We start from the raw sequence: 23027 nt of genomic DNA, 5'->3' as shown, positions 1-23027 counted from the left end.
TGGTGTGAGCGCCAGCGTGACCAGCCCGCCCGGCACGGAGCCTTCATCGCCTACTAAGAAGATCAAAATGCCAGGCGCGTTGACGAAACCGGTCATCACCGCATGAAGAATAAAGCGCATCAGTCGCGCCATACCGCTCAGGCTGAAGAGAATTTGAATCATCCCCGCCAGTAAAACCGCCGGAAGAATGTATTCCACACCGTGTTGGTTAACCACAGGATCTATAACCATAGCGACTGACCCCGCTGCCACCGTCACCATCGCCGGGCGTCCACCCAAAAACGACATACTCAGGCACAACATCAGTCATAAAGGTCGCAGATCGGTGTGGCGTTCAGCAGCAGGGGGGGAAACGGCATCGCTGCGTTTGGCAAAGCGCAAAATAATAGCAGATTTTAACCGCAGCGGGTCAACAATAAGTGTTAAATCTAATCTGGAAAATCAACTTATTAGTAACATTTATACAATGAATATTTAATGTTTAAACATTATTTAAATCTCACTTCTTAAGTGCTACGGTAGAAGGGTTAACTACTTTACCCTCAATAAATGCGAATAAAGCAGCACTAAAAGTAAGGCATTAATACCATGAAAAAAATGACTGCCAGGCTGTTTTCGATGGCTGTCGGGCTAAATGCTGTCTCAAAGGCAGCGAAAGCGTCCGCATCGAAAGAGCAGGAAACAGATGTGCTTTTAATCGGTGGTGGGATCATGAGTGCCACATTGGGTACCTGGCTTCAGGATCTCGAACCCGACTGGTCGATTACGATGGTGGAACGGCTGGATGCCCTGGCAGAGGAGAGCTCGAACGGCTGGAATAACGCCGGTACGGGCCATGCTGCTTTAATGGAGCTGAACTACACCCCGCGCGCGGCTGACGGCACCGTCAGCATTAAAAAAGCGATTGAAATCAACGAAGCGTTCCGTATTTCTCGCCAGTTCTGGGCGCATCAGGTCAAAACCGGTGTGCTGCGCGAACCACGCTCATTTATCAATACCGTACCGCATATGAGCCTCGTCTGGGGCGATGACAATGTGAACTTCCTGCGTGCCCGTTACAAAGCGTTGCAGCAGTGTTCTCTGTTCCGCGGTATGCGCTATTCCGAAGACCCCGGGCAGATCAAACAGTGGGCACCGCTGGTGATGGAAGGGCGCGATGCGAAGCAAAAAATCGCTGCGACCCGCACCGAGATTGGTACTGATGTTAACTTCGGTGAACTGACGCGCCAGATGATTGGCTCATTGCAGAAAAAAGAGAACTTCTCTTTGCAACTGAGCACGGAAGTTCGCAGCCTCAAACGCAATGCCGATAACAGTTGGAGCGTGACGCTCAGCAACCTGAAAGGCGGCGGCGAGCGCGTGGTAAAAGCGAAATTTATCTTTATTGGCGCGGGCGGCGCGGCGCTGAAATTGTTGCAGGCATCTGGTATTCCGGAAGCGGCAGACTATGCCGGTTTCCCGGTTGGCGGCCAGTTCCTGGTGGCGGAGAACCCGGATGTGGTCAACCACCATCTGGCAAAAGTCTATGGTCAGGCGACCGTTGGCGCACCGCCGATGTCGGTTCCGCATATTGATACCCGCATTATTGATGGTAAACGTGTGCTGTTGTTCGGGCCGTTCGCGACCTTCTCGACACGTTTTCTGAAGAACGGTTCGCTGTGGGATCTGCTGCGTTCGACCAACTCGTCCAATATTCTGCCGATGCTGACGGTGGGAATGACCAACTTCAGCCTGGTAAAATATCTTGTCAGCCAGGTACTGCAAAACGAAGATGACCGCTTCGATGCGCTGCGGGAATACTATCCGCTGGCGATGAAAGAGGACTGGCGTCTGTGGCAGGCGGGCCAGCGCGTACAGATCATCAAACGTGAAGCCGGGAAGGGCGGTGTACTGCGCCTCGGCACCGAAGTGGTGAGCGATAAAGAAGGAACTATTGCTGCGCTTCTGGGGGCCTCGCCGGGCGCATCTACCGCGGCGCCGATTATGCTTGAGCTGATGGAAAAAGTGTTTACTGAACGCTTTGCTTCCGTCGCCTGGCAGGCGAAGCTGAAAGAGATCATCCCCTCTTTTGGTACGCAACTTAACGGCAATATTGAAGCTGCCGATGCAGAGTTGCGCTATACCAGCGAGATCCTTGGGCTGAAATGCGACGAGTCTCTGGTGGCAGATGCCACACCACCGGTGCAGAAGCCAACGACCCAGCCGCACAACGACGGCGAAACGGTTGCGGATATCGCGCTGTGATTGCCTTTCCCGAAAAAAAACCGTAACGGATGCGTTGCGGTTTTTTTTTACCTGTCGGTTGATGGATACCCGATATTTGGCAAGCCTGCACTTTTAGAACCAATGGGTTACGGTAACGCGCTGAGTAATTCCAGTGCCTATGAGGCCGCGCAGGCGCTGAGAACGGCCGCTGCTGCGATGCAAAAAGAAGGGCTTAATCTCCGTTTCTGGTCCGCAAGGAGGAGGCACAGCACGGTGCAGAACTGGAGGCGCTCAGATCGGAATATGCGGCGCTGCAACGTTCATTTGATGATGAACGGCGCAGGGCTTTACATCTGGAAGGTGCCTTAGCAGCCGCCAGAGGTAACCCGGCCGATTTAGCCCTACATGGACGGTGAATACCAACACATATGAAGTGGATGAATCGACAAAAATGCTGGCTGATGGCTATTCACTCTCTTTGTCTGATAAAGCCATTCCGGCTAACGGACAGCGGTTTAAACTGACTTATCAGAGCGGTAGCGTGATCAATTGCACCGTGGGTAAGCGTGTTTGTCTGACGCCACGTATTACCTTCAGTAAATCACAGGCATAAAAAAACCAACCGCAGTGGGTTGGTTTTTTTGGGATTTTTTGGTCGGCACGAGAGGATTTGAACCTCCGACCCCTGACACCCCATGACAGTGCGCTACCAGGCTGCGCTACGTGCCGATACGTGGCGCTAATAGTACCCTTTTCGTTGCTGATTGCAAGCAGAGGGGCACCTGAGTGATTCATAATTAATCAATCAGTTAGCGATAAAACGTTTTTCATCCGTTAACACTTGCAGCAACAAACTGAGCTGCGGTTTCTGATCGCGGATCTTCTCGCCCTGCGCATTCCAGGTATGGTAATTGCCGTTGGGACTCAGTACCAGAGTCATCTCCGGCGTGGTTATCGCCAGCGTGTCGCCGCCCGCAGCGGTGACCCAATTGTGGCGGCGCGGTGCGTTAAACAGATCCTGCCCCTGTGACCAGGCATTGGGTGGCGTGCTGACATGCAGCAGCCGCTGCATCAGCGTGGCCATCACATCTTTATGATCCGTCAGCGTATTGATGCGCTGCGCCGGTGTGCCCGGCCAGTGGATGACCAGCGGAACATGCAGCCTGCTGCGCGACCATTCGAAACTATCGTCCGCTTTGCCTTCAGGAACGCCGTGGCCAGCGGTGATGATCACCACCGTATCGTCCAGCTTGCCGGTCGCGCGCAGCGCATCCAGCACGCGCCCGATTTGCGCATCAACATCCGCCACCGCGCGGCTGTACTTACGGGCGAAGTTTGGCTGCGAACTGTCCAGAGACGCCGTGCCGTTCAGCGAAATCCACGAGAACCAGCGGTTATCGTCCTGCGCGTAATGCTCAAGCCAGTTGATCCACTGCGAGGCGGTTTTCTCATCACTCTGTGTTTGCGCGGCCGGTAATGAGAAATCGGAGAGCAGCGCCTGGCGGTAGAGCGGGCTGCTGAAACCGTCCGAAGAGAATAAACCAAGCTGGTAGCCCTGCTGGTTAAAGGCCGTGATCAGCGCCGCCGGAATACGCGCCGACAGTACGCCGTCCATGTAACCCGGCGAGATGCCGTAAAACAGGCCGAAATAGCCATTGTCGGCAGTGTTGCCGGAACTCATATGCTGCGTAAAGTTGACGTTCTGCTGCGCAAAGCTGGCCAGTTGCGGCATCTGTTTTTCATAACGCGAATAGTTGAGGCCATCAACGGTAATCAGCAGCACGTTCTGGCCGGAACCCATATCAGCGTAGCGCAGATCGCTTAAGGGATACTGTACGGAGACGGCCTCAGGATTGCCTTGTTCCACCAGCCGGCGCTGATAATCCTGCGCATCCAGCAAACCGTGTTTTTCCAGAAAACGGCGCGCGGTCATAGGATAAGAGAGCGGCAGATTAGCGCGCTGCATGGTGATCGGGCGATAGAAATTGGCGTCGGCCCAAATATACATCACGTGCGTGGCAATAAAGGCGACGAAGAAAAAGGCGGCCAGCGGCTTGGCATAGTGGCGGCGGCGCGTCAGGCTGCGCAGCTTCTGCCAGCTCCAGGTGGCGAATAACATCTCGATCAGCAGGACAACTGGCACGCTGATAAACATGAGCTGCCAGTCCCGTGCCATCTCGTTCTGGTCCGGGTTAATCACCAGCTCCCAGACAACGGGATTAAGATGCAGGTGGAAACGGGTAAATACTTCGCTGTCGATCAGCAGCAGCGTCATGCCCGCCGTCGCAAGGATCGCAGACAGCACGCGCATCAGGCGCTGCGACATCACAATAAACGTCAGCGGGAAGAGCACAAGCAAGTAGGTGGCGAACACCAGAAAGCTGAAATGCCCAACCACGCTGAGATAAGAATAGATACGCCCGGAGAGGGTAGTCGGCCAGTCGGCGACAAACAGATAACGGCTACCGAGAACGATGGACAACAAAATGTTGAACAACGCAAACCAGTGCCCCCAGCTTACCATCTGGGAGACTTTTTCACGGTAGCGCTGACGATTGGTCACCATAGACTGTCGATATTTCCCTTAATGCGCTTTGTCGTCGCCAATCGACGATTGTAATGCCTGAGCGAACGACTTCGCGATCGCCTGACGTTGTGCAGGCGCGACGCTGGTGTTGATCAGGTTCGTCACCATATTGCCCAGCACCATCAGGGAGAGATCGGTCGGGGCTTTGTGTTTTTCCAGTACGTTTGCCAGCTCACTGAGCAGCTGTTCAACGTGTTCATCACTGTAGCGGGAGATTTGTGGCATATCGGAATCTGTTTACTCATGAAAGGGCAACATATTACCGTAGCAATCGCTTTTTTTCTGCTTTTTTATCAGCAGTTGCACAGTCGCGTTGGTGGTGGTTGAATACCGCCGTCTAAAAGGAGAGTTTATCATGAGTCTGGACATCAACCAGATTGCCCTGCACCAGCTTATCAAACGCGATGAGCAAACCCTTGAACTGGTGCTGCGCGATTCTTTGCTGGAACCGACCGCGCCTGTCGAAGATATGATGGCGGAGCTGCATCGGGTATACAGCGCCAAAAATAAAGCCTACGGTCTGTTTAACGAAGAGAGCGAACTGGCGCAGGCGCTACGTCTTCAGCGTCAGGGCGAGGAAGAGTTCCTTGCCTTCAGCCGCGCGGCAACCGGGCGCTTACGTGATGAACTGGCGAAATATCCCTTTGCCGATGGCGGTATTGTGCTGTTTTGCCACTACCGTTACCTGGCGGTGGAATACCTGCTGGTGGCGGTGCTGAACAACTTAAGCAGCATGCGCGTCAATGAAAACCTCGACATCAGTTCGACGCATTATCTCGATATTAATCATGCGGATATCGTGGCGCGTATTGATTTAACCGAGTGGGAAACCAATCCGGAATCAACCCGCTATCTGACCTTCCTGAAAGGGCGGGTAGGGCGCAAGGTCGCGGACTTCTTTATGGATTTCCTCGGTGCCAGCGAAGGGCTGAACGCGAAAGCGCAAAACCGCGGTCTGTTGCAGGCGGTAGACGACTTTACCGCGCAGGCCGAACTGGATAAGTCAGAACGCCAGACCGTGCGTCAGCAGGTTTATACCTACTGCAATGAGCAGTTGCAGGCGGGCGAAGAGATTGAGCTGGCATCGCTCTCGAAAGAGCTGGCGGGCGTCAGCGAAGTGAGCTTCGAAGAGTTTACCGCAGGCCAGGGCTACGAGCTGGAAGAGAGTTTCCCGGCGGATCGCAGTACCCTGCGACAACTGACCAAATTTGCCGGCAGCGGCGGCGGTCTGACGATCAACTTCGATGCTTTGCTGCTGGGCGAACGTATTTTCTGGGATCCGGCTACGGATACGCTGACCATCAAAGGCACGCCGCCGAATCTGCGCGATCAACTGCAACGCCGATTCACCGGTGGGAAGTAATCCTCTGAAACCTGCTCATTCGGGCAGGTTTTTTTACGCGCGACGGGAGCCGCCGTATGACTCTGCAACCCGTCGTTAATAAGCCATAAAAAAACCCCGCCGGAGCGGGGTTTTCTTCAACTTGTCGGCGATTAAGCGCGAACGAAGTCGATGTGAGTCAGGCGTACTTTGAACGCGTGACGCTGTACAGCCTGAACTTTTACTTTTACTTCTTTGCCATCAACTGCAATGGTCAGAACGTCGCTGTAGAATTCAGCTTTCGCCTGCATGTTCCACAGTTTGTCGTGATCCAGTTCGATAGCGATCGGCGCTTCAGTTCCACCGTAGATGATTGCCGGGAACTTGTTCGCTGCGCGCAGGCGGCGGCTCGCACCCTTACCCTGCTCTTTACGTACTTCTGCGTTAATAGTAAACATTTAAATCTCTCTTAAATAAATCCTGTTACAGGCGACCCAGCAACAGGCAGATGATCGGCTTTGCGGATGCAAAAGCGGGCGGTATTCTATCCTCGAACGTTCGATACATCAATCAAAAGTACGTTTACTCGCGCAATTCATGCGCCCGCCGGAAGCGACCCTCATAATCAAACACCTTTTCCCGCACCTGCCAGTACTGCCCTTTCATTCGGGCGACTACAAAATCGGGATGACGCAACAGCGCCTGCTGCGCCACAATATCGGCGGCGACAATCCAGCGCAGCGGCACGCCGGGCGTGCGCGTATGCGGGCGGGTAAACAGCTGTTCGAAAGCGGTTCGCTGGGCAGGTGTCTGCAAACGGAAGCGCTCGCTGACATCGGCGCCATCTTCATCGTAATAGGTGATTTTTAGCCATTCGCCTTTCTCATCGGCACCGTGTTGTAACGTCATACCGCTACAGCGCAGCACCAGCGCATCTTTTAACTTCAGCGCCGCTTTCAGCATATCGTCCGGATCGACAAGCACAGTATCGCAGGCGCGGCAGCGGCGGGCCGCGATATCGTTTTCCGCATTGCACTGCGGGCAGTTTTTAAAGCGAAAACGGTAATCGCACTGCTCGCGGTTGCCTTCATCATCTTCCAGCCAGCCCTGGCAGCGGCGACCAAAGTGTTCAATCAGCGTGCCGTCGGCGGTGGTTTTTCCCCAGAAGGTATTGGCAAAGCCGCAGTCAGGGCAGAAAACCTGCACCGGGACATTATCGCTTTTGCCTTTCGGCGCACCAATTTCCGGCGCATAGAGATCGTGAGGGTTCCCGGCATAATCAAGGATCAGACAGTCGGTTTTACCGGGCGCAAGCCGCAGGCCGCGCCCGACAATTTGCTGATACAGGCTGACGGATTCCGTTGGCCGTAAAATAGCAATCAAATCAACATGCGGCGCATCGAAACCGGTGGTCAGCACCGCCACGTTAACCAGGTAACGGAACTGCTGATTTTTGAATGCCTCAATCAACGCATCGCGTTGCGGGCCAGGCGTTTCACCGGTGATGAGTGCCGCATCGTTTGCGGGCAACAGCCCGGTGATCTCCCGCGCATGCTCGACGGTCGCCGCAAAAATCATCACGCCTTTGCGCGTTTGCGCGAATTCAATAATCTGGCTGATGATATGCGGAGTAATGCGCTGCTGCTTTTTCAGTTCGCGGTTAAGATCGGCCTCGCTGAACAGCCCATGACTTTGCGCCTGTAAGCGGCTGAAATCGTACTGCACGACCGGCATATCCAGCCGTTCCGGCGGCGTTAAATAGCCGTGTTTGATCATATAACGCAGCGGCAGCTCATAAATACAGTCGCGGAACAGCGCTTTTTCGTCGCCGCGTACCATACCGTGATAATGAAAGCGGTAAATCCAGCCTTTTCCCAGCCGGAAAGGGGTGGCTGTAAGGCCAAGCAAACGCACGTGAGGGTTTACTTCGCGCAAGTGGCTGAGGATTTGCTGGTACTGGCTGTCGTCATCGTCGCTGATACGATGGCACTCGTCGATCACCAGCAGGGAAAACTCGCTCTGAAACTGCTCCAGGTTGCGCGCCATCGACTGTACGCTGCCGAACACCACTTTTCCGTGGCTCTGCTTACGCTTCAGTCCAGCGGCGAAAATATCGGCTTCCAGCCCCAGCGCAACATATTTCGCATGATTCTGCGCTACCAGTTCTTTGACGTGTGCCAGCACCAGTACGCGGCCACGCGCGAGCCGTGCCAGTTCAGCGATCACCAGGCTTTTTCCCGCGCCGGTAGGCAGCACAATCACGGCAGGTTCAGCATGTTTGCGAAAATGGGCGAGGGTGGCATCCACCGCTTCGCGTTGATAGGGGCGTAGCGTAAAAGTCATGGTCTCGATGAATTGCAGGGTAACGCTGCACAGTATGCCACGAATCTTTCCTTTGAGCGGTTTGTGATGCTCGTTATACTGTCAGGGTACTCATTTCTTCTTGTGGGCGTTTTGCCCGCACCCAGCTCCATACAGGCCAGAAAAATTCATGCGACTTGATAAGTTTATCGCTCAGCAGCTTAGCGTCAGCCGGGCGATTGCCGGGCGTGAAATCCGCGCCAGCCGTGTTACCGTCGATGGCGACATCGTCAGAGATACAGCCTTTAAACTGCAACCCGAGCACGAGGTTGAATACGAGGGCAACACCCTGGTTCAGCAGACCGGCCCGCGCTATTTTATGCTGCATAAACCGGAAGGTTACGTCTGTTCTACCGACGATCCGGATCATCCCACCGTGCTCTATTTTCTTGATGAACCGGTTGCCCACAAGCTGCATGCCGCGGGGCGTCTGGATATCGACACAACCGGGCTGGTGCTGATGACCGATGATGGTCAGTGGTCGCACCGCATTACTTCGCCACGCCATCACTGCGAAAAAACCTATCTGGTGACGCTCGAATCCCCGGTCAGCGAAGAGACCGCCGCGCAGTTTGCTCATGGCATCCAGTTGCATAACGAGAAAGATCTCACTAAACCCGCAACGCTGGAAGTGATCACCCCGACACAGGTGCGCCTGACCATCAGCGAAGGTCGCTATCATCAGGTGAAACGCATGTTTGCGGCTGTCGGTAACCATGTCGTCGCGCTGCACCGCGAGCGGATCGGCGCGATTGCGCTGGATGAGGATTTGGCTCCCGGCGAGTATCGGCCGCTGACAGAAGATGAAATCGCCAGCGTTGGCATGCCTTTTCGTTAATTTCAGGAGATCTTCGTGACCAGCAGGCCACACTCTTCACTGAGTATTGTGTTTATTCTTGGCCTGTTGGCCATGCTGATGCCGTTATCCATCGATATGTATTTGCCGGCACTGCCGGTGATCGCCGAGCAGTTTGGTGTCCCGGCGGGCAGCGCGCAGATGACCCTCAGCACCTATATTCTGGGGTTTGCGGTGGGGCAGTTGCTGTACGGGCCGATGGCCGACAGCATCGGGCGTAAGCCGGTTATCCTCGGCGGTACGCTGATCTTTGCCGCCGCGGCTGTGGCTTGCGCGCTGGCGCAGAGCATCGATCAACTGATCACCATGCGCTTTTTCCACGGTCTGGCGGCAGCCGCATCGAGCGTGGTGATCAACGCCCTGATGCGCGATATCTACCCGCGCGAGGAGTTCTCGCGCATGATGTCGTTTGTCATGCTGGTCACCACCATTGCGCCATTGCTGGCGCCGATGGTTGGTGGCGCGGTGCTGGTCTGGTTTAGCTGGCATGTTATTTTCTGGATCCTGGCGATTGCCGCGCTGCTGGCGTCGGTGATGATTATGCTGTTTATCCGCGAAACGCTGCCCGTCGAAAAACGGCATAAGTTTCACCTGCGCACCACCATCGGCAACTTTGCTTCACTGTTTCGCCACAAGCGCGTGCTGAGCTATATGCTGGCGAGCGGTTTCAGCTTTGCCGGAATGTTCTCCTTTCTCAGCGCCGGGCCGTTCGTCTATATCCAAATCAACCACGTTTTACCGCAGAACTTTGGTTACTACTTTGCGCTGAATATTGTGTTCCTGTTTATCATGACGATTATCAACGGCCGTTTTGTGCGTCGTGTCGGCGCGCTGAACATGTTCCGCAGCGGGTTGTGGATCCAGTTCGCGATGGCTATCTGGATGGTGATGACAGCCTTACTGGGCGTGGGTTTCTGGGCGCTGGTGCTCGGCGTGGCGGTATTTGTCGGCTGCGTATCGCTGGTGGCATCGAATGCGATGGCTGTTATTCTTGATGAATTCCCGCATATGGCAGGAACGGCCTCGTCGCTGGCGGGCACGTTCCGTTTCGGCATCGGCGCGATTGTCGGCGCGTTGTTATCGATGGCGACCTTTAACACCGCCTGGCCAATGATTTGGTCAATCACCTTTTGTGCGACCAGCTCAATCCTCTTTTACCTCTACGCCAGCCGCTCAAAGAAACCTGCCTGAATACTCGCCAAAGGGAGCGTGAAAGCGTTCCCTTTTTTGATGCATGTCAACCAGAAACGACATACATCCGCCCGAAATTGTTTATTTTATGTAAAATCAAATAGTGTAAAAAGTCACACCATTGTAGTGAAAAAGGTTGAGTTAGATCTCAGAAACGGGTACATATAGCGCGAAACACGGTTCGTTGCTTACCCAATAAAACCCAGATAAATGAGCAGCCAGCCCATACGCTGCGCGGGATGTGACCTTTTCTGCGTAGTTGACAAGATGAATTGTCAATATTGTGTTAATATAAATGTGAAATATTTGTGAAGTGAAAGTGCTTCTGGGGAAAGAAAGTGAATACATTACAGCTCTCCATCATCCATCGTCTGCCCCAGTCTTATCGCTGGCTGGATGGTTTTGCAGGCGCAAAAGTTGAACCGATTCCGCAAAACGGTCAGTCTGCGGAAGACAGCCTTGTTGCCTTAAAACTGCTCAGTCCGGACGGTGATAATGCCTGGCCGGTGATGCACAAGCTCAGCCAGGCGTTGAGTGATATTGAAGTGGATTGTTCCGTTCTGGAGTGCGAAGGGGAGCCGTGCCTGTTCGTCAACTGCCAGGATGAGTTTGCCGCGACCTGCCGCTTGAAAAACTTTGGCGTTGCCATCGCCGAACCCTTTTCCCGCCAAAACCCGTTCTGAACGTCAGCTTAATGACAACAGCTGACGTGTATACGCCTGTTCTGGCGCGCTAAAAATACGCTGACATTCACCCTGCTCAACGACTTCGCCCTGCTTCAGCACAATGACCTGATGACATAACGCGCGGATCACCTGCAAATCGTGGCTGATGAAGATATACGCCAGCCGGTGCGTTTGCTGTAAGGACTTGAGCAACGTAAGAATCTGCGCCTGCACGGTGCGATCCAGCGATGAGGTGGGTTCATCCAGAATGATCAGTTCCGGTTTCAGGATCAGCGCGCGGGCAATTGCAATGCGCTGGCGCTGGCCGCCGGAAAACTCGCCGGGAAAACGCCGCCGCGTTTCCGGATCCAGTCCCACTTCCTGCATCACCTCAATCACCCGCTGCTCGCGGGCATCGCGCGTTAAGGTGGGGTGATGCACCCGTAAACCCTCTTCGATAATTTGCTGCGCGCTGAGGCGAGGATTGAGCGCGGAATTGGGATCCTGAAACACCACCTGGATGCGATGACGCACCGGCAGCATCTGCTGACGATTCCAGAGATGCAGCGGTTTACCAGCAAAAAAAATCGTGCCCTGCGAAGCCACCAGACGCAGCAGCGCAAGCCCGGTTGTGCTTTTACCGGATCCTGATTCGCCTACCAGCCCCAATGTTTCACCCGCCCGCAGGGAAAAGCTAATATTCCGCACCACCTGATTATGCGCGATCACACGCTTAAAAATCCCTTTATGCACCGGGAAACTGACGCCGAGATTTTGTACTTCCAGTAACGGCGGCGCATTGTCAGGGAGCGGAACAGGATCGCCTGATGGCTCGCTGTTGAGCAACCGTTGGGTGTAGGGATGCGCTGGCGCGCTGAACAACGCCTGGGCGCTGTTTTGCTCGACGCAGCGACCGTTTTGCATCACGGCAACGTTGTCTGCCAGCTTGCGCACGATGCCCAAATCATGGGTGATAAACAGCAGCCCCATATTCAACTCGTCGCGCAGTTCGCGCAGCAGCTTCAGGATTTGTGCCTGCACGGTAACATCCAGCGCGGTAGTGGGTTCGTCAGCAATCAGCAACTCCGGGCGCGTCAACAGCGCCATGGCGATCATCACGCGCTGGCGTTCGCCGCCGGAAAATTGATGCGGGAAATCCCCTAAACGCTGGCGTGCATTTCGTATTCCGACCCGATCCAGACAATCGAGGATCTCTGCGCGCGCGGCTTCACGACGCATTCCCCGGTGCAGCGACAGCACCTCATAAAGCTGTTTTTCCAGCGTGTGTAGCGGATTAAGCGACACCATCGGTTCCTGGAAAATCATGGCGATGGTATTGCCGCGCACGCCGCGTAGCGTGCGTTCACTGGCATGCAGCAGCGATTCGCCATGGAACAAAATATCGCCAGCGGGATAAACCACCGGCGGCGAGGGCAGCAGACGCAGGATCGACAGTGCGCTGACGCTTTTACCGGAGCCGGATTCGCCCACCAGCGCCAGCGTTTCACCGGCTTCGATACGCAAGGAGAGATCGCTGACGACGGTGCGTAACGTCTGCTGTTGACGAAAAGCAATAGCGAGGGAATCGATGGAGAGCAGGGGAGTGGCCATGGTTACACCGCCTTATTCGGATCAAATGCGTCGCGCACCGCTTCGCCGATAAAAATCAGCAGCGAAAGCAGCAGGGCGGTGGAGACAAACGCGGCGATCCCCAGCCACGGCGCCTGTAAGTTATTTTTCCCCTGCAACAGCAGCTCGCCCAGCGACGGCGAGCCAAGCGGCAAACCAAAGCCGAGGAAATCCAGCGAAGTCAGTGTTCCCACCGAGCCGCAAAGTACGAACGGCAGCAGCGTCAGGGTGGCGACCATCGCATTAGGCAACATATGGCGCAGCATAATCGCCCGATCGCTAACCCCCAGCGCCTGGGCGGCACGGATATAGTCAAAATTACGCGTGCGCAGGAATTCCGCGCGGACCACGCTGACCAGCGTCATCCAGCCGAACAGCACAGTTATGCCCAACAGCCACCAGAAGCCTGGCTGGATCACGCTGGAGAGCAAAATAATTAAAAACAGCGTTGGCAGACCGGACCAGACTTCAATAAAACGCTGTCCAAACAGGTCGATTTTACCGCCGTAATAGCCCTGTAATGCGCCGGCTATGATGCCAATCACGCTGGTAAAAAAGGTCAACATCAGGCCGAACAGCAGCGAAATCCGCGTACCGTAGAGGATCCGTGCCAGAACGTCGCCGCCATTTGCATCGGTGCCAAGCCAGTTCTGTGCTGAAGGCGGTGAGGGAAAGGGCGTGGTGGTGTCATAGTTAATACTGCGCGCGCCGAATCGCACCGGCGCCCACAACGCCCAGCCGTGCTCTTCAAGCTGCTTTTTCAGCCACGGATCCTGATAATCCGCTGCGGTGGCCAGCGGGCCGCCAAAATCGCTTTCACTGTAATTTTTAACCAGCGGGACATACCAGTGCCCTTCATAACGCACCAGCAGTGGCCGGTCATTCGCTACCAGATCGGCAAACAGGCTGAGAACAAAAATGGTTAAAAAGATCCACAGCGACCAGTAGCCGCGCCGGTTATGGCGAAAGCGTTCCCAGCGCATCTGGTTGACATAGCTAAGTTGCAACATCAGCGTCCCTCGAAATCGATTCGCGGATCCACCAGCGTATAGGTGATATCACTGAGGATATTCAGCAGCAGGCCGATCAGAGAGAAAATATAGAGTGTGCCAAACATGACCGGGTAATCCCGTGAGAGCGTGGCTTCATAGCCCAGCAGGCCAAGACCGTTAAGCGAAAAAATCACTTCAATCAATAGCGAACCGGTAAAAAACATGCTGATAAAGGTGGCCGGAAAACCGGCAATCACCAGCAGCATGGCGTTGCGAAACACATGCTTGCGCATGATATTGCGCTCGCTAACGCCTTTGGCGCGAGCGGTAACCACATACTGTTTGCGGATCTCATCCAGGAAGGAGTTCTTGGTCAGCATCGTCAGCGCGGCTAATCCGCCAATCACCGAGGCCAGTACCGGCAGAGTGATATGCCACAGGTAGTCGGTAATTTTTTGATACCAGGGCAGCGTGTCGAAATTTGTCGAGACCAGTCCGCGAAGCGGGAAAATGTCGTAATAACTGCCGCCGGAAAAAAAGATAATCAGCAGGATCGCGAACAGGAAAGAGGGGATTGAATAGCCAACGATGATGACCGCGCTGCTCCAGATGTCGAAACGGCTGCCGTTGTAGACCGCTTTGCGAATGCCGAGCGGTATCGACACCAGATAGACGATAAGCATTGCCCACAGGCTGACAGAGATAGAAACCGGCAGGCTGTCTTTGATTAATTGCAGCACCGAGGCGCTGCGAAACAGGCTGTCACCGAAGTCGAAGCGTATATAATCCCACAGCATTTTGAAGTAGCGCTGGTACAGCGGCTTATCAAAACCATAGCGCTTTTTGATCTCTTCGATGACTTGCGGATCGAGGCCGCGCCCGCCGCGATAGTGGCTGTCATTGCTGAGGACATCGCCCACGCCGGTTCGTGCATGGGTTGCGCCCATGCCGCCTGCGCCGCTACCGGGCAATGCGTTACGATCGCCAAACTCAATCGCGGCAATAGCCTGATCGACCGGGCCGCCGGGGGCAATCTGCACGATGAAAAAGTTAATGGTGATAATGGCCCAGAGAGTGGGAATTATCAGCAATAAGCGGCGAATGATATAGGCGCCCATCCGATCTCCTTAACGTCTGGCTGCGGGCAATTTTGCCGCTTTATTTACGTCATACCACCAGGTATCAAAACCCAGTGAGTAGAGGGGGCGAAGGCCCGGCATCGAGAATTTATCCCACCAGGCGGTGCGATCGGCCGACATATACCACATTGGCAGCATGTAGTAATTCCAGGTCAGTACGCGATCCAGCGCGCGACCAAGCGGCAGCAATTTCTCCTTATTGCCCTGCCAGTGTGCGATCTGGGCGATCAGATTATCCACCGCCGGGTTTTTGACGCCGGGCGCGTTATACGACGAGTCAATATATTGCGAGCTCCAGGCAATTTGTAGATCCTCACTCGGCCACAATTGCGCCCGCCACAGGCGCGGCATCATATCGTAATCGCGGCTGCGCAGACGGCTGGTGGCCTGCGAGTTATCGACCTGGCGCACCTCCATATCGATACCAAGACGTGCGAGGCTGTGCTGGAACGGGAGCACCCACAAGGTATCGCCGCCGGAAGGCAGCAGCAGCTCAAAGGTGAAAGGCTGGCCGGTTTGCGCATTCACTCGCCGCTGGTTTTTCAGCACCCAGCCCGCTTCCGTCAGCAGTTTGTCGGCTTTGAGCAGATTTGCCCGGTCATAACCGCTGCCGTCTGATTTTGCCGGCGTGTAAACGGAAGTGAAAACTTCTGGCGGTACTTGTGCTTTCAGCGGCGCCAGCAGGACTAATTCATCCGCATCGGGATAACCGCGCGCGGCATATTCAGTATTCTGGAAATAGCTGTTAGCGCGGCTGTAGGCACCGTAAAACAGTGCTTTGTTCATCCATTCAAAATCAAAGGCCAGCGAGATGGCTTCGCGGACGCGGCGATCGCTGAAGATCGGCCGCTGAATATTAAACGCCAGCCAGCGCGTATCCTGCGCTGATGCGTTCGGTTGTTCATCTTTAACAATATAACCATGGCTGAAGTTGCTGCCGGTATAGCGCGTGGCCCAGTTTTTGGCATCACTTTCGCTGCGCATATCGAATGCGCCCGCCTTAAAGGCTTCGAACGCGACATTATCGTCAAGGTAGTAATCGTAACGGATCGCATCGAAATTCCAGCGCCCGCGGTTAACCGGCAGATTCGCGCCCCAGTAATCCTTGACCCGGCTATAAGTAATGTACTGCCCCATGCGCCAGGCGCTGATGCGATAAGGACCGCTGCCCAGCGGCGGGCGCGAGAGGGGTTCATCCAGCCGGTGATCTTTCCAGAATTTTTCCGGCATCACTGGCAGCGTTAGCAGGCTAAGCATGCTCTCTTTACTGGGTTTCGCCAGCACAATGCGTACGGTTAACGGCGAAATCGCTTTCACCGCCGTTCCCTTGTAGACCAGGCGAAATTGCGGCACGCCTTCGGTCATAAATTTTTGAAAGGTAAAAGCCACATCGCTGGCGCGGATGGGCGAACCGTCGTGAAATGTCGCGCGGGGGTTCAGCGAAACCTCCATCCAGGAGAAGTCGTCCGCATAGCGGGCCATTTCTGCGACCAGCGGGTAGTAACTGCCGGGTTCATCATCGGAGGTGGTAAACAGGGCATCGTATAGCGATTCAGTGCGGACTGCGGCGTTTCCCCGCATGGCAAAGCGGTTGAAGTTATCGAAGGTGCCAATCACCGACAGCGTCGCATTACCGCCTTTCGGTGCGGCAGGATTGACGTAGTCAAAATGGGTAAAGTTGATGGCGTATTTAGGTTCGCCGATCACGGCAAATGAGTCGCTCTCTTTAATGGTCTGGGCCTGACAAGCCAGGGCGGCAAATGCCAGCACGAAAGCTGAAATACGCAAAAACTTCATTCGCTGTGTTCCTGTGAACGGCGCCGCAGCAGGCGCCTTAACCTCTAATCATTGAATAATAAGGGAGGCCCGGCAGGTTGTGAAATAATTCGCGCCTATAGCAGGGCAGAAAACGGCGGCGACTGCCATTCGGTAAACTGTTGCAGCGTCATCGGACGGCTAAAATAGTAGCCCTGCATATAATGAACGCCATGTTCGCGCAGCCATCGGGCTTGCTCTGGCGTTTCAACGCCTTCGGCGACCGTCAGCATATTCAGCTTTTTTGCCAACGTCAGCACGGCATCAAGCACGGGCGACGTCACGGTTTCTGTGCCAATAGCATTGACGAAGCCACGGTCGATTTTCAGATAATCCATCGTGAAGCGTTCCAGATAAATCAGCGCGCTATGTCCGGTGCCGAAATCATCAATAGCCGTTTCGTAGCCCTCTTCACTAAGCTGCTCAAATCGCTCAGTCACTTCGTTAAAACGCAACATATCCCGCTCGGTGATCTCCAGTACGATACTGAAATGGTGGGCTGGGAGCGAACGCGATAGCTGGCGAATATCCTGCATAAAATTTTCATTTTGCAGGTGACCAGGGGCAATATTAATGCCCAGTTTTGCGCCTTCGGGCAGCAATGTCTTTAATCGCGGCGCATCGTGGGCGATTAAGCGGAACAGATGCTGCGTCAGCGGCACAATCAGTTGTTGGGCTTCAGCAAAATGAATAAATGCATCCGGCGGGATTTCACCTGCGGTTGGATGCTTCCAGCGCATCAGAACTTCGACGCCAGTCACCTGCAAATTTTTCGCGTCTACTACCGGCTGGTAAACAACATAGAATTGATCGCGCTTGATACCGGTCAGGATCTCGCGGCCAGGGGTGAGATTGTTTTGCAGAATATAGGCGGTCAGCAGGCTAAAAAGCATGCCGAAAGTGGCGCCAAGCAGCACGGCGAATTGAATATCCTCTGCTCGCCACTTTTCTGCATAGAGATAAAACGTGATTGGCGAACCTTCAATGTGTGTGGCTCGTATCGGCGGTGAGGTTATCGTACTCAGATCAACTAAACCGGGTGAAAAGGTGGAAACGGCGCGATTGCCGATGCCCAGCGCCACGCCGGTCAAATCGGGGCGCTGCGAGGTATAAAGCATATAAGGCGTCAGATTGATATTCAGCGTGGCAAACACCCCGCGGTTTTCCAGTAGCGGGCTACGAAACCAGACGGCGATGGCGGGTTTGTTCGGCATCATCGGTGTGCCGGGCAGCAACACCATATCCGTGTTTTTCGTCAGGTCGATATCCGGTACCAGATCTTTCATTGCCATACTCATCTCGCCGGTAGCCGATGAGCAAAAGGCTCGCTGATCTTTTACCAGCAGAAACGCACGCACGTTAATCGTGAATGCGGCCCTGGAGGTGAGCTCGCCGACGACGACATGACACTCATCCAGCGTGAGCGGTTGCAGCGATTCTGCTGTTGTGCGTATTTCACTGAGATAGCCAGAGAGCCAGCGCTGAATAGTGTTCACTAATGCGGTATAGCGATCTTCGCGTTTATGCTGCTCCAGCCCCAATTGCAGCCCACCGACAATAAATGCAGCGAACACGCCTGCGATCAGGCTTATCAATATAATTTTGCGGTTCAGGGAAAAATAGCGGCTGAACATAGTGTCAGGTCCATTCCAGGCGTTCAGAGATGCGGGAGCAATTGTTGCTGGACTATAACTTGAAAAGAAAGGGATGGCATACAACAGGCATAAAAAAACACCGCCGGAGCAGTGTTTTTAGACTTAACTGCCAGTTCAAGGGTAAACCGGCATTAAGCAATTTAGCTGCGTGTCAGGATGCGTCGCGCTTCGTTGTAGCGCTTCTTCCAGTAAGGCTCATCCATGCTGGAAATCATCACACCGTTGCTGGTGGAAGCATGAACAAACTGGTTGTTGCCAATATAGATGCCAACGTGTCGGCCCGTAGAACCCGCCCTGAACAGAACCAGATCGCCCGTACGCAAACTGGTGCGCGAGATGGACTTACCGGTTTCCTGCTGTTCCCATGTGGAACGCGGCAGTTCTAAACCAAACTGTTCACGGAAGGTGCGCTGCACGAAACCAGAACAGTCGATGCCTTTTTTGGTGTCGCCGCCGAGACGGTAGCGAACGCCTTTCCAGTCAGCGTATTGATCCATAATGCGGCTTTTTACGTCCAGATTACGAACCATATTTTCAAATTCATCCTGAGAGGTTTGCAGTGAAGAACTGTCTTCACCCACAGCAAGCGTCTCAGAATGCATGTTCTTTGCGGTATTTGTAGAACAAGCAGAGAGCAGTACCGCTACTGCAATTGCAGGGATCGCCCGCAAGATATATCTCAAAATCGGCTGAGATTTGACCATGTTACTTATTTTCCCTTGAAGTCCTTAACGATAAATATCGTTATAAAAATGCCAACGCAGCGAGATTAATTATCTGAAGGCATCGAGACAATTACTCCGGCATAGATTTGTGGAAGAACGCACAAAAATACGCACAATGAGAATAAAAGCACTCTTTGCGACAAGACGAACCGAGGTTACCTGAACATCCTGGGCATGGCGAGCGCTTTTCTGCATTTTTTTATAAGAAATTATGATACAGAAAGTGAATTTCCTGAAATGCTCAAAAATTAACCCGTGCAGTGTAAAAAGCACGCAATGTGCTAATTCATATGCAGTTTACCATGACAGGAAAATGACAATAGTGGGAAAAGGCGGCAGATTTGAATTAGGGATCGAAAACGATCCCTAATGGATGACATTAATTGATGTTGGATGATTGTTTAAAGTTTGTTATTTCCAGGCAAATAATGATCAAACAACGCGATAATTTTATCGCTTAGTGGCGTTAACAGGCACCACGGCAGACCAATCAGCACGGCGGATAACGAACCTACAGCAATATCCGTAAACCAGTGAGCGCCGATCATGACGCGCGGGAAAGCGAAAACCACAAAAATAATCAGGGCAATGCCAAATGCTTTTTTGCCGAAATAACGCCACATCACCGCAGCGAAAATAAGCAACATCATCCCATGATCGCCGGGGAAACTATCCTTCGAGGCATCTTTGGTCGGGAAATCGAGCAACTCGCTGACCCGGTGAATATCGGTAAAGTAAAGTGACGGGCTCGCGCGTTGCACCGGCATCAGATGCTGCGCCAGTTGGTTTACCACGACAGCAATCAATAACATGGTCAGGCCAATGATCACCACAAGGCGGCGACCGGTGCGATCGGCTGGCAGCCAGAACGACAGCATCAGGCAGCCCATGGCGACCAGCGAACAGGCATCGAACGCGCGGTTATTGGTTAGCGCCACCAGCCAAAGCAGGGCGCGATTTTCTACCAGCCCACGGTTGAAGAAGTGGAAAATGGCCGAGTCCAGCGGAAACCAAAAACCATGATTTACAGGCAGATACCAGCACATAAATAACGCCAGCCCGACGGCGTTCAGCAAAATAATCAGGGGTAAACGAGTTTTCATTACTTAAGGATTCTTAATAAACACAGAGGGAACGTTAGTGCTCCTGACTTAAACGAAGCTTCAACAAAGCGGACTGAAGCGTGTTCCAGTCGGCTTCTGAGGCGGTAATTAGCTCAATTCGACTATCCGGTGGCGCAACATTCTGCGTTTCGAGATGAAAATCCTCTCCCTGACGATTCACCCGCAGCAGGCCTTCCGGTATGCGCATAACGCCTTTGACACGCTCAACTGGGGCATGACGCACCCATTCAAGCAGGCCAATGGTGTCAAACACCGTATCTTCATCAAAAATCCAGCCGCACGCCTGATGGCCCTGACCGCTGTTCAGACTGCGACGCCAGCGTTGATGCGCTGGCAGGCTCAGCGCCGCAAGGCCTTTCCGCTCGCCGTGCGTGTGGTTATGCGCGGTACTGGAAGGGAGTTCCCGCAGATTACGGCGCGGGCGATCGAGCAACGCGCCATCAATCGCCCCCTGGGTGACGTTGACCCGCTGGCGATCGCCGCCGAAGCGGGACCACCACGCTTCCAGCGCTTGCTGGCTCTCTACGGTCGCGCGATCTTGTTTATTAGCGACAATGATGTCGGCCGCCGCCAGTTGATCGCGGAAGTTATCATTAGTGAGCGCTTTCTCATCCAGCAACTGGCGGGGATCAAGCAAACAAAGGGTGGCGCGCAGATCAATCCACGGTTCGTAGACCGGGTCTGTCAACATATTGAGGATCTGTTTCGGGTGGCCGAGCCCGGTCGGTTCAATCAACAGACGGTCGGGTTTGCCCTGGCGCAGCAAGGTGTTCAACCCCACTTGCATCGGCAAACCATTCACGCAGCACATGCAACCACCGGGGATCTCTTTAAGCAGTGCGCCGCTATCGGCAAGCAGTGCGCCGTCGATACCGACTTCGCCAAATTCATTCACCAGCACTGCCCATTTCTCCTGCGGATCTTTATTCGCCAGCAGGTGCAAAATAGAGGTGGTTTTGCCGCTTCCGAGAAAGCCGGTAATGAGATTGGTCTTGGTCACAAAAGCTCCAGTCGTCAATAAAACGTAGGTAATTTGTGATCCTGGCGAAAAAAATGAGAAAAGAGAAGGGCGCGGACGGTGTAAAGCACCAACCATCCGCGTAAACCGCAGTAATTGTTAAGCGCTGAGCACGCGTTTTAACGCGCCGTGCGCACCATGGGCGGCAATGTTTTGCCATGCATCGCCAACGGCATCGACAAACAACGGACTAAGCGGCAGATCGTTACCGAATATCTCCTTCAGCGCCAGCAGCGCAGCCACGCGCTCAACCTCATTACTGGTTTCGACAATAGCATGAATTTTATCCGCCAGCGGATCGCGAATATCAATGGGCTGCCCGGCATCATCCACGCCGCTGACATAACGCATCCAGCCAGCAATGCCCAGTGCCAACAGCGGCCAGCGGCTTTCCCGCTGTAAATGGACGCGAACGCTGTCGAGCATGCGCTGCGGCAGTTTTTGGCTGCCATCCATGGCGATTTGCCAGGTGCGGTGTTTCAGCGCCGGGTTAGCGAAGCGTTCAAGCAGGCTGTTAGCATAAGCAGTCAGATCGACACCGGTGATGCGCAGGGTTGGCGCTTGCTCATCGAGCATCAGACGGCGCGCGGCTTCGCGGAATGCTTCATCCTGCATGCAGTTATTAATATGCGCAAAACCGGCCAGATATCCCAGATAAGCAAGGAAAGAGTGGCTGCCGTTGAGCATACGAAGTTTCATCTGTTCCCACGGCTGCACATCCTGCACCAGTTGTACGCCTGCGACTTCCCACTGCGGACGCCCGGCGACGAAATTATCTTCGATTACCCACTGGATAAACGGCTCGCAACTGATAGCGCAGGGGTCGAAAACGCCCAGAACATCGCTGATTTCCGCCAGCGACTCGTCTGTTGCTGCCGGGACAATGCGATCGACCATGGTGGCCGGAAAACTGACATTTTCCGCGATCCAGTGCGCCAGTTCCGGTGAGCGGGTTTTTGCCATGCCCAACACCGCATTTTTCACAATGTGACCGTTGTCGGGAATGTTATCGCAGGAGAGTACGGTAAACGGCGGCAGCCCGCGCTCGCGGCGGCGATACAACGCTTCAACCAGAATGCCCGGTGCCGAGTGCGGCTCGTGCGGGTGCTGAAGATCATGTTCAATACGTGGCTGACGCAGATCCAACTGGCCGCTGGCCGGGTCGATACAGTAGCCTTTTTCGGTAATCGTCAGCGAAACAATCACCACCTGCGGTTCACAAAATTTCTCAATGATGGCTGGCAGGGAATCGAGCTTTGCATTCAGGCACTCATTGACTGCGCCGACAATAATCGGCTGGTTGCCGGTTGCCCCTTTCTCCAGCACGGTATACAGATGATCCTGCTCGCGCAGTTGCGACATCAGTACATCGCCGCTGAATAAGCTGATTTCACAAATTCCCCAGTCGCCGCCCTGCGTATTCAGCACCCGGTCGGTCAATAGCGCCTGATGCGCGCGATGAAACGCGCCAAAACCGAAGTGCACAATTCGCGAGCGCAGCTGTGAGCGATCATACTGAGGTTGCTGTACCGTGGCGGGAAGCGATGCGGAAGCAATAGTCTTCATCTGTATACACCTGATTAACCAATAATTAACAACGACAGTGTAAAGTTATATGACAGCAAAAAGAATTGGTATGCCTTAAATATCCGGGGAATGTGAGCTGGATCAATCATTGCTGTGGGAATATTTGACCCCTTCGGCTAAGCATGTATGGTAGTCGTCATGCAATGATGTGTATTGG

19 protein-coding genes, 1 tRNA gene and 1 pseudogene are annotated in these 23027 nt (G+C 54.0%); 6 read left to right on the top strand and 15 right to left on the bottom strand.

From position 1 onward, the window contains the following. Window positions 1-57: 57 nt before the first annotated feature. Window positions 58-306, bottom strand: a pseudogene (locus tag C0557_RS16840) (SulP family inorganic anion transporter); the annotation flags it as partial. Window positions 307-588: 282 nt separating this feature from the next. Here C0557_RS16840 and mqo point away from each other — a divergent pair. Both mqo and C0557_RS16830 read left to right on the top strand, forming a co-directional pair. Further along, window positions 589-2244: a malate dehydrogenase (quinone) gene (mqo, locus tag C0557_RS16835; RefSeq protein WP_208659670.1), complete on the top strand. Its 1656-nt coding sequence runs from the start codon at window positions 589-591 to the stop codon at window positions 2242-2244. A 373-nt stretch (window positions 2245-2617) separates the two neighbouring features. Then, window positions 2618-2818 (top strand): hypothetical protein, encoded by a 201-nt coding sequence (locus C0557_RS16830; protein WP_208659668.1) that lies wholly within the window; start codon window positions 2618-2620, stop codon window positions 2816-2818. A 39-nt stretch (window positions 2819-2857) separates the two neighbouring features. Here the strand turns inward: C0557_RS16830 and C0557_RS16825 are convergent. The 3 genes from C0557_RS16825 to C0557_RS16815 form a co-directional block, all read right to left on the bottom strand. Beyond that, window positions 2858-2934 (bottom strand) — tRNA-Pro (locus tag C0557_RS16825). 76 nt (window positions 2935-3010) lie between these two features. Then, window positions 3011-4771: an LPS biosynthesis-modulating metalloenzyme YejM gene (gene yejM / locus C0557_RS16820; RefSeq protein WP_208659666.1), complete on the bottom strand. Its 1761-nt coding sequence runs from the start codon at window positions 4769-4771 to the stop codon at window positions 3011-3013. A gap of 18 nt (window positions 4772-4789) precedes the next feature. After that, window positions 4790-5017, bottom strand: coding sequence for a YejL family protein (locus tag C0557_RS16815; protein WP_007371139.1), 228 nt, complete (start codon window positions 5015-5017; stop codon window positions 4790-4792). A gap of 130 nt (window positions 5018-5147) precedes the next feature. On the opposite strand from C0557_RS16815, the gene yejK reads away from it, so the two are divergent. Beyond that, entirely contained in the window at window positions 5148-6155 is a 1008-nt protein-coding gene (gene yejK, locus C0557_RS16810) for a nucleoid-associated protein YejK (protein ID WP_208659664.1), read from the top strand. A gap of 131 nt (window positions 6156-6286) precedes the next feature. Here the strand turns inward: yejK and rplY are convergent, their stop codons facing one another. Then, a complete protein-coding gene (gene rplY / locus C0557_RS16805; RefSeq protein WP_007371141.1) occupies window positions 6287-6571 on the bottom strand; it encodes a 50S ribosomal protein L25 in 285 nt (94 codons plus the stop codon). A 124-nt stretch (window positions 6572-6695) separates the two neighbouring features. Further along, window positions 6696-8456 carry a DEAD/DEAH box helicase gene (locus C0557_RS16800; RefSeq protein ID WP_208659661.1) on the bottom strand — a complete coding sequence of 587 codons (1761 nt, stop codon included), beginning with the start codon at window positions 8454-8456 and terminating at the stop codon, window positions 6696-6698. Window positions 8457-8604: 148 nt separating this feature from the next. Here C0557_RS16800 and rsuA point away from each other — a divergent pair, with 148 nt between their 5' ends. From rsuA to C0557_RS16785, 3 genes are all read left to right on the top strand, one after another. Beyond that, window positions 8605-9312, top strand: a complete 708-nt coding sequence (gene rsuA, locus C0557_RS16795) for a 16S rRNA pseudouridine(516) synthase RsuA (RefSeq protein WP_074778414.1) — start codon at window positions 8605-8607, stop codon at window positions 9310-9312. Between the two features lie 15 nt (window positions 9313-9327). Beyond that, complete coding sequence (locus C0557_RS16790; RefSeq protein WP_074778412.1) at window positions 9328-10521, top strand: Bcr/CflA family multidrug efflux MFS transporter; 1194 nt, start codon at window positions 9328-9330, stop codon at window positions 10519-10521. Between the two features lie 338 nt (window positions 10522-10859). Next, on the top strand, window positions 10860-11204 hold the full coding sequence (locus C0557_RS16785; RefSeq protein ID WP_007371145.1) for a YejG family protein: 345 nt from the start codon (window positions 10860-10862) through the stop codon (window positions 11202-11204). Between the two features lie 3 nt (window positions 11205-11207). Here C0557_RS16785 and yejF read toward each other — a convergent pair whose 3' ends face one another. The 9 genes from yejF to C0557_RS16740 form a co-directional block, all read right to left on the bottom strand. Next, window positions 11208-12797, bottom strand: coding sequence for a microcin C ABC transporter ATP-binding protein YejF (yejF, locus tag C0557_RS16780; protein WP_208659659.1), 1590 nt, complete (start codon window positions 12795-12797; stop codon window positions 11208-11210). Between the two features lie 2 nt (window positions 12798-12799). Next, window positions 12800-13825, bottom strand: coding sequence for a microcin C ABC transporter permease (locus C0557_RS16775; RefSeq protein WP_208659657.1), 1026 nt, complete (start codon window positions 13823-13825; stop codon window positions 12800-12802). Further along, window positions 13825-14925 (bottom strand): microcin C ABC transporter permease YejB, encoded by a 1101-nt coding sequence (locus tag C0557_RS16770; RefSeq protein WP_043952946.1) that lies wholly within the window; start codon window positions 14923-14925, stop codon window positions 13825-13827. Before C0557_RS16770 ends, C0557_RS16775 begins: the two co-directional genes overlap by 1 nt. Window positions 14926-14934: 9 nt before the next feature. After that, a complete protein-coding gene (locus C0557_RS16765; RefSeq protein ID WP_208659646.1) occupies window positions 14935-16743 on the bottom strand; it encodes an extracellular solute-binding protein in 1809 nt (602 codons plus the stop codon). A gap of 95 nt (window positions 16744-16838) precedes the next feature. After that, the gene (locus C0557_RS16760) at window positions 16839-18395 is read right to left on the bottom strand and encodes a cyclic di-GMP phosphodiesterase (protein WP_208659644.1); all 1557 of its coding nucleotides are present in this window, start codon (window positions 18393-18395) and stop codon (window positions 16839-16841) included. Window positions 18396-18556: 161 nt separating this feature from the next. Beyond that, window positions 18557-19120 (bottom strand): bifunctional murein DD-endopeptidase/murein LD-carboxypeptidase, encoded by a 564-nt coding sequence (gene mepS / locus C0557_RS16755; RefSeq protein ID WP_007371151.1) that lies wholly within the window; start codon window positions 19118-19120, stop codon window positions 18557-18559. 422 nt (window positions 19121-19542) lie between these two features. Continuing rightward, entirely contained in the window at window positions 19543-20244 is a 702-nt protein-coding gene (locus tag C0557_RS16750) for a phosphatase PAP2 family protein (protein ID WP_208659642.1), read from the bottom strand. A gap of 34 nt (window positions 20245-20278) precedes the next feature. Continuing rightward, window positions 20279-21265, bottom strand: a complete 987-nt coding sequence (locus C0557_RS16745; RefSeq protein ID WP_208659640.1) for a GTP-binding protein — start codon at window positions 21263-21265, stop codon at window positions 20279-20281. A 117-nt stretch (window positions 21266-21382) separates the two neighbouring features. Further along, window positions 21383-22849 carry a mannitol dehydrogenase family protein gene (locus tag C0557_RS16740; protein ID WP_208659638.1) on the bottom strand — a complete coding sequence of 489 codons (1467 nt, stop codon included), beginning with the start codon at window positions 22847-22849 and terminating at the stop codon, window positions 21383-21385. Between the last annotated feature and the right edge of the window lie 178 nt (window positions 22850-23027).

This window comes from Kosakonia sp. MUSA4, from assembly GCF_013085925.1.
In the GTDB taxonomy this organism is placed as follows: domain Bacteria; phylum Pseudomonadota; class Gammaproteobacteria; order Enterobacterales; family Enterobacteriaceae; genus Kosakonia; species Kosakonia sacchari_B.
The sequence above is the reverse complement of the archived record's forward strand: the minus strand, read 5'-3'. Positions and strand labels throughout refer to the sequence as shown.

Bases quoted from the DNA above. Each gene is read 5' to 3' on its own strand.
- rplY (WP_007371141.1), bottom strand. From the start codon at position 6,571: ATGTTTACTATTAACGCAGAAGTACGTAAAGAGCAGGGTAAGGGTGCG.
- C0557_RS16765 (WP_208659646.1), bottom strand. From the start codon at position 16,743: ATGAAGTTTTTGCGTATTTCAGCTTTCGTGCTGGCATTTGCCGCCCTG.
- C0557_RS16740 (WP_208659638.1), bottom strand. From the start codon at position 22,849: ATGAAGACTATTGCTTCCGCATCGCTTCCCGCCACGGTACAGCAACCT.
- yejK (WP_208659664.1), top strand. From the start codon at position 5,148: ATGAGTCTGGACATCAACCAGATTGCCCTGCACCAGCTTATCAAACGC.
- C0557_RS16770 (WP_043952946.1), bottom strand. From the start codon at position 14,925: ATGGGCGCCTATATCATTCGCCGCTTATTGCTGATAATTCCCACTCTC.
- mepS (WP_007371151.1), bottom strand. From the start codon at position 19,120: ATGGTCAAATCTCAGCCGATTTTGAGATATATCTTGCGGGCGATCCCT.
- mqo (WP_208659670.1), top strand. From the start codon at position 589: ATGAAAAAAATGACTGCCAGGCTGTTTTCGATGGCTGTCGGGCTAAAT.
- C0557_RS16775 (WP_208659657.1), bottom strand. From the start codon at position 13,825: ATGTTGCAACTTAGCTATGTCAACCAGATGCGCTGGGAACGCTTTCGC.
- C0557_RS16800 (WP_208659661.1), bottom strand. From the start codon at position 8,456: ATGACTTTTACGCTACGCCCCTATCAACGCGAAGCGGTGGATGCCACC.
- C0557_RS16750 (WP_208659642.1), bottom strand. From the start codon at position 20,244: ATGAAAACTCGTTTACCCCTGATTATTTTGCTGAACGCCGTCGGGCTG.
- C0557_RS16815 (WP_007371139.1), bottom strand. From the start codon at position 5,017: ATGCCACAAATCTCCCGCTACAGTGATGAACACGTTGAACAGCTGCTC.
- rsuA (WP_074778414.1), top strand. From the start codon at position 8,605: ATGCGACTTGATAAGTTTATCGCTCAGCAGCTTAGCGTCAGCCGGGCG.
- yejM (WP_208659666.1), bottom strand. From the start codon at position 4,771: ATGGTGACCAATCGTCAGCGCTACCGTGAAAAAGTCTCCCAGATGGTA.
- C0557_RS16760 (WP_208659644.1), bottom strand. From the start codon at position 18,395: ATGTTCAGCCGCTATTTTTCCCTGAACCGCAAAATTATATTGATAAGC.
- yejF (WP_208659659.1), bottom strand. From the start codon at position 12,797: ATGGCCACTCCCCTGCTCTCCATCGATTCCCTCGCTATTGCTTTTCGT.